17 protein-coding genes are annotated in these 13368 nt (G+C 70.7%); 3 read left to right on the top strand and 14 right to left on the bottom strand.

Features of this window, described 5'->3' with window-relative positions:
• Window positions 1-30: 30 nt before the first annotated feature.
• The 11 genes from ruvA to pgsA all read right to left on the bottom strand — a co-directional run bounded on the left by ruvA (window position 31) and on the right by pgsA (window position 8264).
• Complete coding sequence (gene ruvA, locus LRP67_RS13475) at window positions 31-627, bottom strand: Holliday junction branch migration protein RuvA (protein ID WP_231270681.1); 597 nt, start codon at window positions 625-627, stop codon at window positions 31-33.
• A complete protein-coding gene (gene ruvC / locus LRP67_RS13470; protein WP_231270992.1) occupies window positions 624-1175 on the bottom strand; it encodes a crossover junction endodeoxyribonuclease RuvC in 552 nt (183 codons plus the stop codon). The genes ruvA and ruvC overlap by 4 nt, the downstream gene beginning before the upstream one ends.
• Before the next feature lie 175 nt (window positions 1176-1350).
• Window positions 1351-2121: a YebC/PmpR family DNA-binding transcriptional regulator gene (locus LRP67_RS13465; protein WP_231270680.1), complete on the bottom strand. Its 771-nt coding sequence runs from the start codon at window positions 2119-2121 to the stop codon at window positions 1351-1353.
• A gap of 12 nt (window positions 2122-2133) precedes the next feature.
• On the bottom strand, window positions 2134-2733 hold the full coding sequence (gene pdxT, locus LRP67_RS13460) for a pyridoxal 5'-phosphate synthase glutaminase subunit PdxT (RefSeq protein ID WP_231270679.1): 600 nt from the start codon (window positions 2731-2733) through the stop codon (window positions 2134-2136).
• A 46-nt stretch (window positions 2734-2779) separates the two neighbouring features.
• The gene (locus tag LRP67_RS13455; RefSeq protein WP_269211569.1) at window positions 2780-4204 is read right to left on the bottom strand and encodes a signal peptidase I; all 1425 of its coding nucleotides are present in this window, start codon (window positions 4202-4204) and stop codon (window positions 2780-2782) included.
• Window positions 4205-4209: 5 nt separating this feature from the next.
• Entirely contained in the window at window positions 4210-4824 is a 615-nt protein-coding gene (locus LRP67_RS13450) for a TasA family protein (protein ID WP_231270677.1), read from the bottom strand.
• Entirely contained in the window at window positions 4821-5228 is a 408-nt protein-coding gene (locus tag LRP67_RS13445; protein WP_231270676.1) for a hypothetical protein, read from the bottom strand. The genes LRP67_RS13450 and LRP67_RS13445 overlap by 4 nt, the downstream gene beginning before the upstream one ends.
• A gap of 98 nt (window positions 5229-5326) precedes the next feature.
• On the bottom strand, window positions 5327-5920 hold the full coding sequence (locus LRP67_RS13440) for a signal peptidase I (RefSeq protein WP_231270675.1): 594 nt from the start codon (window positions 5918-5920) through the stop codon (window positions 5327-5329).
• 33 nt (window positions 5921-5953) lie between these two features.
• On the bottom strand, window positions 5954-6520 hold the full coding sequence (locus LRP67_RS13435; RefSeq protein WP_231270674.1) for an alternate-type signal peptide domain-containing protein: 567 nt from the start codon (window positions 6518-6520) through the stop codon (window positions 5954-5956).
• A gap of 184 nt (window positions 6521-6704) precedes the next feature.
• Window positions 6705-7622, bottom strand: coding sequence for a pyridoxal 5'-phosphate synthase lyase subunit PdxS (gene pdxS / locus LRP67_RS13430; RefSeq protein ID WP_231270673.1), 918 nt, complete (start codon window positions 7620-7622; stop codon window positions 6705-6707).
• A gap of 18 nt (window positions 7623-7640) precedes the next feature.
• Window positions 7641-8264, bottom strand: a complete 624-nt coding sequence (pgsA, locus tag LRP67_RS13425; protein WP_231270672.1) for a phosphatidylinositol phosphate synthase — start codon at window positions 8262-8264, stop codon at window positions 7641-7643.
• Window positions 8265-8374: 110 nt separating this feature from the next.
• Here pgsA and LRP67_RS13420 point away from each other — a divergent pair, with 110 nt between their 5' ends.
• Window positions 8375-8518 (top strand): hypothetical protein, encoded by a 144-nt coding sequence (locus tag LRP67_RS13420; protein WP_231270671.1) that lies wholly within the window; start codon window positions 8375-8377, stop codon window positions 8516-8518.
• Between the two features lie 305 nt (window positions 8519-8823).
• On the opposite strand, the gene LRP67_RS13415 is transcribed toward LRP67_RS13420, so the two are convergent.
• Window positions 8824-9357 (bottom strand): HIT domain-containing protein, encoded by a 534-nt coding sequence (locus tag LRP67_RS13415; protein WP_231270991.1) that lies wholly within the window; start codon window positions 9355-9357, stop codon window positions 8824-8826.
• A gap of 218 nt (window positions 9358-9575) precedes the next feature.
• On the opposite strand from LRP67_RS13415, the gene LRP67_RS13410 reads away from it, so the two are divergent.
• Window positions 9576-10904, top strand: coding sequence for a hemolysin family protein (locus tag LRP67_RS13410; RefSeq protein WP_231270670.1), 1329 nt, complete (start codon window positions 9576-9578; stop codon window positions 10902-10904).
• A complete protein-coding gene (locus LRP67_RS13405; RefSeq protein ID WP_231270669.1) occupies window positions 10901-11932 on the top strand; it encodes a hemolysin family protein in 1032 nt (343 codons plus the stop codon). The genes LRP67_RS13410 and LRP67_RS13405 overlap by 4 nt, the downstream gene beginning before the upstream one ends.
• A gap of 13 nt (window positions 11933-11945) precedes the next feature.
• Here LRP67_RS13405 and LRP67_RS13400 read toward each other — a convergent pair whose 3' ends face one another.
• The gene (locus LRP67_RS13400; RefSeq protein ID WP_231270668.1) at window positions 11946-12896 is read right to left on the bottom strand and encodes a hypothetical protein; all 951 of its coding nucleotides are present in this window, start codon (window positions 12894-12896) and stop codon (window positions 11946-11948) included.
• A gap of 2 nt (window positions 12897-12898) precedes the next feature.
• Window positions 12899-13363, bottom strand: coding sequence for a PPOX class F420-dependent oxidoreductase (locus tag LRP67_RS13395; RefSeq protein WP_231270667.1), 465 nt, complete (start codon window positions 13361-13363; stop codon window positions 12899-12901).
• Window positions 13364-13368 lie beyond the last annotated feature (5 nt).

Raw genomic sequence — 13368 nt, 5'->3', positions numbered from 1 at the left:
GCGACCTCCAGCTCGTCCTCGTGCACCGGGTCAGGCCTTGCTCAGCGAGCGCAGCGCGGCGCGCAGCAGCGCGCCCACATCGGGCAGGTCGCCGGCCTCGGGCGCGACGGTCTCCACCGCCGCGTCGGCGTCCTTCGCCGACCAGCCCAGCCCGACCAGGCCCTGGGTGACCTGATCGCGCCACGGTGCGGCGGCGGCGACCGGGCTCGCGGACCGAGCGCCGGTGGGGGCGCCGATGCGGTCCTTGAGCTCGAGGATGATCCGCTGCGCGCCCTTCTGGCCGATGCCGGGCACCCGGGTCAGCGTCTTGACGTCGTCGGCGGCGATCGCGCGACGCAGGTCATCGGGGCTGAGCACGGCGACCATCGCCTGGGCGACCTTGGGGCCGACGCCGGAGGCGGTCTGCACGAGCTCGAACGTCGACTTCTCGTCGTCGTCGGCGAACCCGAACAGCGTGAGCGAGTCCTCCCGCACCACCATGCTGGTCGACAGCGTGGCCTGGTGACCCGGGCGCAGCGACGCGAGGGTGCCGGGGGTGCACATCAGCTCGAGGCCGACTCCCCCGACCTCCAGCACGGCGCTGGAGACGGTCAGCGCGGCGACCTGGCCGCGGACGAAGGCGATCACGCTCTGCTCCTGAAGGTGGGGGCGGTGGCCCGTGGGCGCCGGTTGGCGGCCAGGGCCGCGTCGATGCGCGCCTGGGCGCCGCCGCGCCAGATGTGGGTGATGGCGAGCGCCAGGGCGTCGGCCGCGTCGGCCGGCTTGGGCAGGGTCTCCAGGCGCAGGATCCGGGTGATCATGGCGCCCACCTGGGCCTTGTCGGCCCGGCCGTTGCCGGACACCGCCGCCTTGACCTCGCTGGGCGTGTGCAGCGCGACCGGCAGGCCGCGCCGGGCCGCGCAGACCAGGGCGATGCCACTCGCCTGCGCCGTACCCATGATCGTGGAGCTGTCGGAGCGCGCGAACACGCGCTCGACGGCGACCGCGTCCGGCCGGTACTCGTCGAGCCAGGCGTCGATGCCGCGCTCGATGGTGACCAGCCGCTCGGCCACCGGAAGGTCGCTGGAGGTGCGCACGACGTTGACGTCGACCAGGCTCAGCGGACGCCCCACGCTGCCCTCGACCACCCCGATGCCGCATCGGGTCAGCCCGGGGTCGATCCCGAGCACCCGCATGGGCCTGCTCATCGCGCCGCCTCTCGTCCGAACACCTGTTCGGAGAACACGCTATCCGCCCACTCCCCACCCCAGGGTCACGACACGCCCCCAGGCCGGTGACGCGTCACAAACTCGCCCGACTCCCCGCGGACCCGTCGAAGAGTTTCTGACGGGTCAGCGGGGGGTGGGTCGGTCAGGACTCGTCGTCGAGGGCGGCCATGACGTCGTCGGGGACGTCGAAGTTGGCGAAGATGTTCTGGACGTCGTCGAGGTCCTCGAGGACGTCGACCAGGCGGAACATCTTGCCCGCGGCATCCTTGTCGAGCGCGACCTGCATGTCGGGCACGAAGGAGGCCTCGGCCGAGTCGTAGTCGATGCCGGCGCTCTGGAGCGCGGTACGGACACCGACCAGGTCGGTGGCCTCGGAGATGACCTCGATGGCCTCGCCGAGGTCGTGGACGTCGTCGGCGCCGGCCTCGAGCGTCGCCTCCAGCACGTCGTCCTCGCTGACCTGACGTCCCTCCTGCTCGCGGGGCACCACGACGACGCCCTTGCGGTGGAAGAGGAACGACACCGAGCCGGGGTCGGCGAGCGAGCCGCCGTTGCGGGTCATGGCAGTGCGGACCTCCATGGCGGCGCGGTTCTTGTTGTCGGTCAGGCACTCGATGAGCATGGCGACGCCGGAGGGTCCGTAGCCCTCGTACATGATCGTCTGGTAGTCGGCCCCCCCGGTCTCCGCGCCGGAGCCGCGCTTGACCGCGCGGTCGATGTTGTCGTTGGGGACCGAGGACTTCTTGGCCTTCTGGATGGCGTCGTAGAGCGTCGGGTTGCCGGTCGGGTCGCCCCCGCCCATGCGGGCCGCGACCTCGATGTTCTTGATCAGCTTGGCGAACATCTTGCCGCGCTTGGCGTCGACGACCGCCTTCTTGTGCTTGGTGGTCGCCCATTTGGAGTGGCCGGACATGCGCTCCCTTACCTACGACTGCTTGACGAGATCCACGAAGAGGCTGTGGATGCGGTGGTCCGCCCCGACCTCGGGGTGGAACGACGTGGCCATCAGGTGATCCTGGCGGACCGCGACGATCCTACCCGCGGCCTCGCCGTGCGTGACCGTGGCGAGCACCTGCACCGCCTCCCCGACCTGCTCGACCCAGGGTGCCCGGATGAAGAGGGCGTGCACGGGCGAGTCGAGCCCCGCGAACGCCAGGTCCCCCTCGAAGGAGTCGACCTGGCGACCGAAGGCGTTGCGCCGCACCGTGATGTCCAGCCCGCCCATTGTCTCCTGGTCGGCCGTGCCGTCCTCGACCCGCTCGGCGAGCAGGATCATCCCGGCGCACGTGCCGAAGGCGGGCATGCCGCGCTTGATCCGGTCGCGGACCGGTTCGAACAGCTCGAAGGTGCGGGCCAGCTTGGCCATCGTCGTCGACTCGCCCCCGGGGAGCACGAGCGCGTCGCAGGCCTCCAGCTCGCTCGGGCGACGTACGGCGAGCGCGCCGACACCCAGCGTCCCCAGCGCCCGCAGGTGCTCCCGGACGTCGCCCTGCAGCGCGAGGACGCCAATCGTGGGGGTGGTCACGTGCTCAGTCTAGGAACGCGGGTCGCGGCCCCGCTGCCCGGTCGCGTCAGGTGAGGGTGAAGTTGATGGTTTGGGTGGTGACGTTCCCATAGGCGTCGGTGGCTTGGATGCGCAGCATGTAGCTCCCAGCGACCGTGTACGCGTTGGCCGCCGTGCCGGTCAGCCGCCAGGCCGGCGAGGTGCCGCCGGCGCTCCGCCAGGCCGTAGAGCAGTTCGCGGCCGACCAGGAGGTGTTCCAGCAGGTCACGGCCGCCGAGACGGTGCGCTCGAAGCGGAACATCATCGTCGTTGCGCTCCCGTCGCTGCTGCTGCCGCACGCGGGGGTGTTTGCGCATGATGAGTTGCTGGAGGTGGTCTGAGCAGCTCGGGTGCGGTTGGCGAGGTTGAGCGGCTGCGTGAACGTCACGCTGGGCGGGTCGATCTCCCCGCAGATGGCGGACTGGCTGCTTCCCCGCGTACGGAACCTCCAGGTCGTGGTCGTGGCCGACTTCCACGTGGATGCGCCGGTCGGCCAGCTGACGGCGGTGAGCTTCACTGGCTTGTTCTGGTTAGTCGCGGTGGAGGTCGAGAAGGTGACGGTGACGGTCGCCGTGGAGCCGGAGGTGCTCACGGCCGAGGTCGCGGCGATCCCCGAGACCACGATGTCGTAAGAGAGCGCAGGGAGCGGCGCCACGGTGGCCGGCCAGGAGTACGCGATGGTTCGAGTCGTCCCGGTGCCGCCGAGCGTGCACGTCGTCTGGTTGTACGCCGGCGCCGGCACCGTGTACGCCTTCATGCTCATCCCGGTCACACCGACGTTGTCGTTCCAGGCGGCCAGGGTGGGGGTGATTCGCTGCGCCAGCACCAGCCCCGAAGCCACGGCGCACACGAGCACCACCGACAGGGCGATGGAGTGCCTTCCCTGGTGTCTCCCACGGGCCCGGCGTACACCGGTGGCACGACGGCGACCGCCCCGTGGAGTGCTCGGGGACGGCCGGGGGGGCGTGCGGTGCGCGGGGCGCTTGACGATGACGGACAGGAGGAACGCAGCGTAGAGGCCGAGCAGGAAGAGGCCGGCTCCTCCCGTGAGCCAGCCGAGGGCATATCCGAGCATCGGGACGTCGAAGAGCACGCGGTCGGCATGGCCGACCTCGTAGACGCGCGGGTCCGCTGACTCGTTGGCGTCGCCCTTCAGGGCGAGCGACGCGACGTCGCCACGCACCGTCACCGTGACGACACGGTGCGTCACCCGCTCCCCCGCACCCGTCGGGACCGAGACGACGTCGCCGGCCTCGAGGTCGGCGGCGTCCACCCGGTGCGAGATGGCGAGGGCGCCGGTCTGGATGGTGGGTGACATCGAGCCGGACTCGAAGACCAGCGGTCGTACGTCGAAGAGCGCGGACGCCGCAACGACGAGCAGGCACAGCACCCCGAGCACAGCACCGACGGTGAGCACGGTTTGGCGACCCCAACCCAGCGCTCGGCGACACATCGGTGTCATGACAGGTCGGACGTGCCCGTGAAGGTGAAGCCGATGCTCGTCGTGCCGCCCTGCAGGTTGGTGTTGGTCACGCTCGCGGGCAACGTGACCTGGACGCAGAGCGACTCGCTCGCCGCCGCCCCGGGTGCGGCCGCCAACAGCCGCCCCGTCGGGATCAGAGCGCTGTTGAGCGTCGTCGAGGAGCCGGCGAGCGCCGTCCCCGGACACGTCAGCTTGGCAGGGGCCGTGCCGCCGGCGGCCGTGTCCGTGGTGACCTTGACGACCAGCGCCGCGGCCAGGTTCTTGGTGTCCGGGTTGGTCGCCGTCGTCACCACGGTGTACTTCAGAGGCGCCGTGCCGGTGTTGCTGACAGGCACGACGACGGCGATGGAGTTGCCGGGCACCATGGTGGTGAGGTTGAGCGCGGTGAAGCCCGTGATGGTGTCGTTGCCACTGACCTTGAGGTCGATCCTGCCGGCGGTGAAGACGGTCCCCGTCACCGTGACCGTGTCGGTCCAGTGGGCGAAGGTCCCGGTGATGCCTACCGTGGCCACGACCCCCAGGCTCAGCGCCGCGCGGACTCGCGCCGATCCCAGCGCGCGGCCCAGGGACCGGAGCTGCGTGATCGTCATGACTTCCATCTCTGGTCGGGTCGGTGCTCGGCCAGCCGGAGGCGGAACCGGAACGTCAGGTGCCTGTCCATGGTCCTGTTGCCGGCCCCAGGCATCAGCCGGACCACTACTCGGAGCCTGACGACCTCGCCCGGAGCGAGGACGAGCTGGCCGGTCCTCCGGGACCCGTCGTGCGAGAGCCGGCGAGCCACCCGGCCAGTCACCACCCGAATCCTCAACCCCCGCCGGTCCAGGAACCCGGTGCTGTCATTGACCCGCACCCACACCCGGAGACGCGCGGTGTCCTTGCTGCGGTTCCTTACGTAGAACGTCTTCCTGTGCGTCGCCCCCGGCACCAGGACGATGTCTTTCCCGAACAGCGGCGCGCCGAGGTCCGACGACCAGTGCCGGCCGTCCCGGCTCACGCCGATCTCGGACCAACGGTGCGCGGCCGAGGCACTCGGCTGGGCGAGAGCACCCGAGGCCGCGAGAGCGAGCACCAGGAGAGCGACGATCCGTAGTCTCATGCCCGAGTCTCCAGCAGTTCGTTCTCGGTGGCGGTAGCGTCGGGAGTCGGCCTACCCGCCTGACGGCCGCGCCAGGAGCCGAGGAACATCGCGGCGGCGTACCCGGTCAGGCCGAGCACGAACGCGACGGTCAGCACCTGACGCTGCTGCCCGGTGACGAACGACGTGACGTAGCCGAGGTACGGAACGGCGTACCACTGCTTGCCCTGTACCTGCACCGGCAGCACGAAGCCCTCGTCCGCGACGTCATTGGCGTCACCCTGGGTGCGCCACCGCGGTTGCCCGGTCATGTCCACGCCCTGCTCGATGATGCGGTGAGTGACGACCGTCGGGTCACCCGACGAGATCTGGTAGGTGATCACGTCCCCGGCCGCCAGCTCGGCCACCGGCACAGGCTTGACGACGATCAAGGTGCCTGGGGGCAGGCTCGGCGTCATCGAGCCCGTCTCGATGACGTAGGGCGTGGCGCCGGCCAGGCGTGGGACGACCAGCGCGACCAGCAGGGTTGCACCCACCGACAGCATCACGAACCAGGCCAGCACGAGCCCCGCTGCGCGCAGCGCGCTCGGCAGCTTGCGTTGCCTCGCCATGACCGATCCCCTGACCGAGTAAGAAAACTTGGACTACGGCGTGTGGGTCTGGGTGGCGGTGACCGTGATGTCGTTGAGCGTGGCCGTGAGCCCGCTGTTGACGTTAGTGGTGTTGTCCGCGGTCGTCGGGAACGTGACGGTGAGGACGGCGGAGATCACGTCGTCGTTGACGATGGCCACCGGCGGCGTGATGGTCGCGACGCCCTTCTTGAACACGACCGACTTCTGCAGCACGTTGGCGGGCAAGCCGCTGGTGAGGGCGTTCGCCGTCCCACCCCACGTCCCTGCCGAGTCGGACACCGCGAGGTTGGCGGTGACGTGCTTGCCGGCCATCGAGACGGTGTAGCTGCAGGTCCGCGTCAGGACGTCGCCGGGGACGATCTTGTCGGTCCCCGGGACGAACGTGCCCGGCGTGCCGTCGATGGTCCAGGCGGTGCACGGGGCGCCAGCCGTCGTCGGGTTCAGCTTCAGGTGGCCGGACGTGACCGCGCCACCACCCACGGTGCCCGTGTCGGTCCAGTAGGCCAGCGATCCGGCGCCGCCGAGCAGCAGCGTCCCGGCGGCAGTGGCCGCCAGTGCGCCCTTGATGGTCTTCTTCATGGTGGCTCCCAGCTACATGGGGAGCGCTGACCGGCTCCCTCAGAGAGGAGACTGCACCGTCCACAGGTCCGCAACCCACCCAGTTACTGCTTCGTGGCGAAGACGTGTACGTCGCGGGGCCAATCGTGGCGACGGCGTGGCAGCCCTGTGAGGGCGCCCCGCCAGAGGGGCTAGACCGATGCGGTCACCAGCCGCGCTCGGCGAGCCGGTGCGGCTGCGGGATCTCCTCGACGTTGATGCCGACCATCGCCTCGCCCAGCCCGCGGCTGACCTTGGCGACCACGTCGGGGTCGTCGTAGAACGTGGTGGCCTTGACGATGGCCTCGGCGCGCTGGGCGGGGTTGCCGGACTTGAAGATCCCCGAGCCGACGAACACGCCCTCGGCACCGAGCTGCATCATCATCGCCGCGTCGGCCGGGGTGGCGATGCCGCCGGCGGTGAACAGGACGACGGGCAGCTTGCCGCGCGCGGCGACCTCCTGCACGAGCTCGTACGGCGCCTGCAGCTCCTTCGCGGCGACGTACAGCTCGTCCTCGGCCATCGAGCCGAGGCGGCGGATCTCCTGGCGGATGGTGCGCATGTGGGTGACCGCGTTGGAGACGTCGCCGGTGCCGGCCTCGCCCTTGGAGCGGATCATCGCCGCGCCCTCGGTGATGCGGCGCAGCGCCTCGCCCAGGTTGGTCGCCCCGCACACGAACGGCGCGGTGAACTTCCACTTGTCGATGTGGTTGGCGTAGTCGGCCGGGGTGAGCACCTCGGACTCGTCGATGTAGTCGACGCCCAGGCTCTGCAGGACCTGCGCCTCGGCGAAGTGGCCGATGCGGGCCTTGGCCATCACCGGGATGGAGACGGTCTCGATGATCGACTCGATCATGTCCGGGTCGCTCATGCGGCTGACGCCGCCCTGAGCGCGGATGTCGGCCGGCACTCGCTCGAGTGCCATCACGGCGACGGCGCCGGCGTCCTCGGCGATCTTGGCCTGCTCGGCGGTGACGACGTCCATGATCACGCCGCCCTTGAGCATCTCGGCCATGCCGCGTTTGACGCGCGAGGTGCCCCGTCCGTCGGCGCTCTCGGACGGGGTGGGGGTGCTGTCGGCCATGACAACAGCCTAGCGCCGTCAGGCCAGGCTGTCGTCGCCGTCCAGCGCCTGGCGGCGCACCTTCAGGACGCGGAAGACCACCGTGTAGGTGCTGGCCGCGGCGAGCGCCCAGAGCGCCACGTAAATGAGGACCGGCAAGTCGAAGATGGCGCCGAGCCCGGTCATGACCAGGATCGACACCAGCCGGTCCGCGCGCTCGGCCAGCCCGCCGCGCGCGTCCCAGCCCAGCGACTCGGCGCGGGCCCGCGCGTAGGAGGTCACCGAGCCCATCACCAGGCAGTAGAGGGTCACGCACAGGTAGAGGTAGTGGTCGCCGGGACCGGCGAAGTAGAGCGCCAGGCCGCCGAAGATCGCCCCATCGCCGATCCGGTCGAGCGTGGAGTCCCAGAACGCCCCGAACTTCGAGGTCTGGCCGCTCTTGCGGGCCATCTGGCCGTCGACCAGGTCGCTGAAGACGAACGCGGTGATGAACAGGACCCCGATGAGCAGCTCCCCCTGCGGGAAGAAGATCAACGCCCCTGCCGAGACGCCGAGCGTCCCCACGAGCGTGACCGTGTTCGGGCTGATGCCCAGCCGCAGGAAGAGGTTGACGAACGGCGCCAGCATGACGTTCTGCCAGAACGACTTGAACCTCTCGAGCATGCGGGGAGGCTATCGGCTGTCGCGGTGCCGGCCACAACCCGCGCATCCGCAGGAGGGCTACAGTCACCAGCAGGGGCCACCCAGGCAACCCATATCGAGAGACTCCGCGCATGAGCGACAAGTCGCCGCGACAAGGAATGTCCAAGAAGTCCGGGAAGTCCATCAAGGAGAAGCGCGCCGAGAAGCGCGACGGAGCCAACCAGGCCGGCTCCGGCTCCATGGAGAGCCTCACCGAGAAGAAGAAGAAGCGCTGACCCGGGTGGGCGGCGCGCTGCTCGCTCTCGGCGTCGTCGGCACCTCGGCGAAGGAGAAAGCCACAGCTGGCCGACGTGGAGGCGCTCTCGTCCGACCAGACGCTGGGGGGTGGCCGCACTGCGTGCAGGACACCGCCGTCACCCAGGGGGCGATCGACCGACGGCTTACCCCGACCGCGGTCGGGTCGCCCGATCCACTCGGTCCGCATCCGCCTGCGCCCCAACGACCTGAGGGCATTCGGCAAGGGGCACCCTGATCGTCGATGTCTCGTGCGACCTCGGGATGGGCTTCGAGTGGAGCCGAGCTACGACGCCCTCTCCCAGGCGTCCGCGAGCAGGGCGCGGGTGTCGGTGAGCAGCTCGGGCAGGGTCTTGGTGCGCCCGATGATCGGCATGAAGTTCTGATCGCCGACCCAGCGGGGTACGACGTGCTGGTGCAGGTGGGCGGCGATGCCGGCCCCCGCGACGGCGCCCTGGTTCATGCCGACGTTGAACCCGCCGGCGCCCGACACCGAGCGGATCACCCGCATCGCCTGACGGGTGAGGTCGGCGATCTCGGTCGACTCCTCGTCGGTGACCTCGGTGTAGTCGGCCACGTGACGGTACGGGCAGACCATCAGATGCCCGGGCGCGTAGGGGTAGAGGTTGAGCACCGCGAAGGCCAGGGCCCCTCGCCGTACGACGAGGCCCTGCTCGTCGGGCAGCCGCGGGATGCGGCAGAAGGGGCACTCCCCCGGCGTGGCGTCGGCCGGCTTGTTCTCCCCGCGGATGTAGGCCATGCGGTGCGGCGTCCAGAGCCGGTCGAGGTCGTCGGGGTCCCCGACGCCGTCCTGCACCATCTCCTCGTCCACGGGTGAAGACTAGCCGCGTCGCCACGGTGCGAGCCTGGCCGGCCGGGGCCGGCGGCGGGAGTCGGACGGCCTGCGGCGTGAGCGGTCGGTGTGCCTCGTTAGGGTGAGCGCGAAATGGATGACATAGACCTCCGGCCCGTGTCCACCCTCTGCCTCGAAGGCGTCGGCCTGCCAGACCGCCACGGCACCCTCTCCGTGACCGCCCGATGAGCGAGTGGCTGCTGCTGTCGATCGGCCTGCTCCTCACGGTCGGGACCGGGTTGTTCGTGGCCTCGGAGTTCGCCCTGGTCAACCTCGACCGCCACGACCTGGAGACCCGCGCCGCCCGCGGCGAGAAGGGACTCGGCACGACGATCGGTGCGCTGCGCATCACCTCGACGCACCTCTCCAGCGCGCAGCTCGGCATCACGCTCACCACGTTGCTGACCGGCTACACCTTCGAGCCCGCGGTCAGCTCGCTGCTGGAGGAGCCGCTGACGTCGGCCGGACTGCCCACCTCCGCGGTCCCGGTGGTGGGCGCCGTCGTCGGGGTCGTGCTGGCCACGCTCTTCTCGATGGTCATCGGCGAGCTCGTGCCCAAGAACTTCGCACTGGCCGTCCCCCTGGCCACGGCCAAGGTGGTCGTGCCGTTCCAGGTCGCCTTCACGACCGTCTTCCGCCCCCTGGTCTCGCTGCTCAACAACACCGCCAACGGCCTCATCCGCGCGATGGGCGTGGAGCCGAAGGAGGAGCTCAGCGGCGCCCGCAGCGCGGACGAGCTGACCTACCTCATCCGGCACTCGGCGACCGCCGGCCTGCTGGAGCAGGACGAGGCCACGCTGCTGGACCGCACCCTTCGCTTCTCGCAGTACGACGCCTCCGACCTGATGACCCCGCGCGTGCGGATGACCTCGGTGGACCGGCTCGACTCCGCCGCCCGGATCATCCAGGTCTCCGGCCGCACCGGCTTCTCGCGCCTGCCCGTCCTCGACGACGGGCCCGACGACATCGTCGGCTTCGTGCACGTGAAGAGGGCGTTCGCCGTGCCGCTGGACCAACGGTCGACGACGACCGCTGAGGACCTCATGTTCGAGCCGACGCGCGTGCCCGAGACGCTCGGCGCGGGCGCTCTGCTGGCCGAGCTGCGCGACCGTGGGCTCCAGATCGCGGTCGTCACCGACGAGCACGGCGGCACCGCCGGCATCGTCACCCTCGAGGACCTCGTGGAAGAGATCGTGGGCGAGCTCGAGGACGAGCATGACCGCGCCAAGTCCGGCGTGACGCTCCGCGGCCGCTCGGTCTCCTTCGACGCCTCCTGGCGTCCCGACGAGCTGCTCGACCGCACGGGCGTGCGAGTCCCCGACTCCGAGGACTGGGACACCGTGGCGGGCTTCGTGGTCGACGAGCTGGAGCGGCTTCCCGAGCTGGGCGACGAGGTCGCGATCGAGACCGGGACCCTGCGCGTGGAGCGTCTCGACGGCGCCCGCATCGTACGCATCGCGTTCCTGCCCGGCGCCGCCCCGAATGCCCTGTCACTATCCGAGGACCGCCCATGAGTGAGTACCTGCCCGGCATCCTCTGGCTGGTCGTCCTCCTCGCCGGCAACGCCTTCTTCGTCGGCGCCGAGTTCGCCGTCATCTCCGCGCGTCGCAGCCAGATCGAGCCGCGCGCCGCCGGGGGCAGCCGCGCCGCCAAGACGACGCTGTGGGCGATGGAGCACGCCACCTTGATGCTGGCGACCTCTCAGCTCGGCATCACGATCTGCTCGCTGCTGATCCTCACCGTCTCCGAGCCGGCCATCCATCACCTGCTGGAGTACCCGCTCGGCGTCACCGGCCTGTCCGCCGACGCCACCAGCATCCTCGCGTTCGTCGTGGCCCTGGTGCTGGTGACGTTCCTGCACGTGGTCTTCGGCGAGATGGTCCCGAAGAACCTGTCGTTCTCCGTGCCGGACCGCGCCGCTCTGATCCTCGCCCCGCCCCTGGTGATGGTCTCGCGCGTGTTCCGTCCGCTCATCGGCACGCTCAACTGGATCGCCAACCGCGTGCTGCTGCTCTTCGGCGTCCAACCGAAGGACGAGGCCACCAGCACCTTCACGCTGGAGCAGGTCGAGGCCATCGTCCAGCAGTCCCACCGCGAGGGAACCCTGGTCGACGACTCCGGCACGCTCGCGGGGGCCTTCGAGTTCACCGACAAGACGGTGGCCGACGTCGAGGTACCGCTGGACCGGATGGTGCTCCTGCCCGCGTCGACGTCGCCGGCCGACGTCCAGGCGGCGGTCGTGGCCCACGGGCACTCGCGCTACGTCGTCACCGACCAGGCCGGGCGGCCCGACGGCTACCTGCACATGAAGGACGTCATGGACCTCGGCGAGGACCACTTCCACGACCCGGTCCCCGCCAAGCGCGTGCGCAGGCTGATCGCGGTGTCGCGCCAGGCCAGCCTCGAGGACGCCATGGCCCGGCTGCGCCAGCACGGCGCCCACATCGGGCTCACGGTCGACGAGCACGGCGAGACCGTCGGGATGCTGTTCCTCGAGGACGTGCTCGAGATCCTGGTCGGCGAGGTGAACGACGCGGCGTGACCGCGCGGGGCGCTCAGTACTGGTGGAACCAGACGCCGAGGTCGCGGTGCGCCGCGCCGCAGGTGATGTTCTGGTCGCGGTCGGCCTCGACCCACTGCGCGAGGACGGCCGGACCGCCCTGGATGACCCAGTCGTCGCCACAGCGCGACTCCGCCTCCGCCCGCGATGTCTGCCCGGCGGCCCGCCACTCCGGCACGCCCAGCTCGAGCCCGCCCACGACGCCCTCCCAGAGCGCCGGCGTGGAGTACACGCCGATCGCGTAGCCGGCGTCGACGTACCCGCGCGCCGCTCCCTCCACCACGGCTGCGTTGGCCACGAGGTCGCTGCTCCACGGGAAGTCCGGCACCGGCTCCACGTCCACCCACACGAACGGCGTCCGCAGCCGCGCCTGTTTCATCGACGCGACGTTGAACCGCGCCTGCTGATAGCCGACGTTGCGCAGCGCATCGAGCTCCGAGCCGCCGTCGTACGGGCCGTCCTGGCCGTAGCGGGCCAGCTCGTCGCCCTGGGGGAAGCTCGCCACCGCGTAGGCCGAGACCAGCAGCCGCCGCTCGCGCACCCACGCGACCTGGTCTGCCAGGCACGGGTTGACGTGGAAGCCGGGGCCGTTGGTGAGCCCGACGACGACGTAGCGCGCCTGGGGCAGCGGCATCGGCATGCCCAGCGTCCGCTTCTCGGGGATTCCCAGCCCCTTCGGGCACTGCGGCCAGCTGATGTCGCCGCCGAGCACGGGAGCGGGGTAGGGCGCGACGGTGGCGCTCGGGGCCTCCGTGGCCGCCTTCTCGGCGAGGTCGGCCAGGTCCTCCCGCTCGCTCTCCACCGCCGGCGGCACGGCGGTCGGCGACGAGGAGGTCGACGGCGGGGAGACCGACGGCGTACCTGTCGGATCGGGGTCGCCCGCCTCGGGCGTGCCGCCACAGCCGGCCAGCAGGGCCAGCAGGAGGAGCGGCAGGGCCCGGCGCACGGTCAGTCCGCGAGCCGCGGCGGGAAGCCACCGGTGGCGATCGGCGACCAGCGCGTGGGCGTGATCCGCAGCAGGGACTTGCCCTGGTCGCGCATCGCCTGGCGGTACTCGTCCCAGTCGGGGTGCTCCCCCGCGATGCTGCGGTAGTAGTCGACCAGCGGCTCGACCGAGTCGGGCGGGTCGATGACCTCGCACGTCCCCTCGAGCTGCACCCAGGCGTCGTTGAACTCCTCCGACAGCACGAGCACCGTCGCCTCCCCCGCCCGCCGCGCGTTGGCGGTCTTGGCGCGCTCGGGGTAGGTCGAGATGACCACCCGCCCCTCGTCGTCCACCCCTCCGGTCACCGGCGAGGACTGCGGGTGCCCGTCCCTGCGCCTGGTGATCAGGATCATCCGGTGCCGTGGCCGCACGAACTCCAGCAGCCCGTCCAGGTCGACCTCGGTGTTCGTCGCAATCGTCCGTCCCATGCCCC

It is taken from the genome of Nocardioides sp. cx-169, assembly GCF_021083605.1.
GTDB lineage: Bacteria > Actinomycetota > Actinomycetes > Propionibacteriales > Nocardioidaceae > Nocardioides.
Note: the sequence above shows the minus strand (reverse complement) of the source record. Positions and strands in the feature narration are given on the sequence as shown.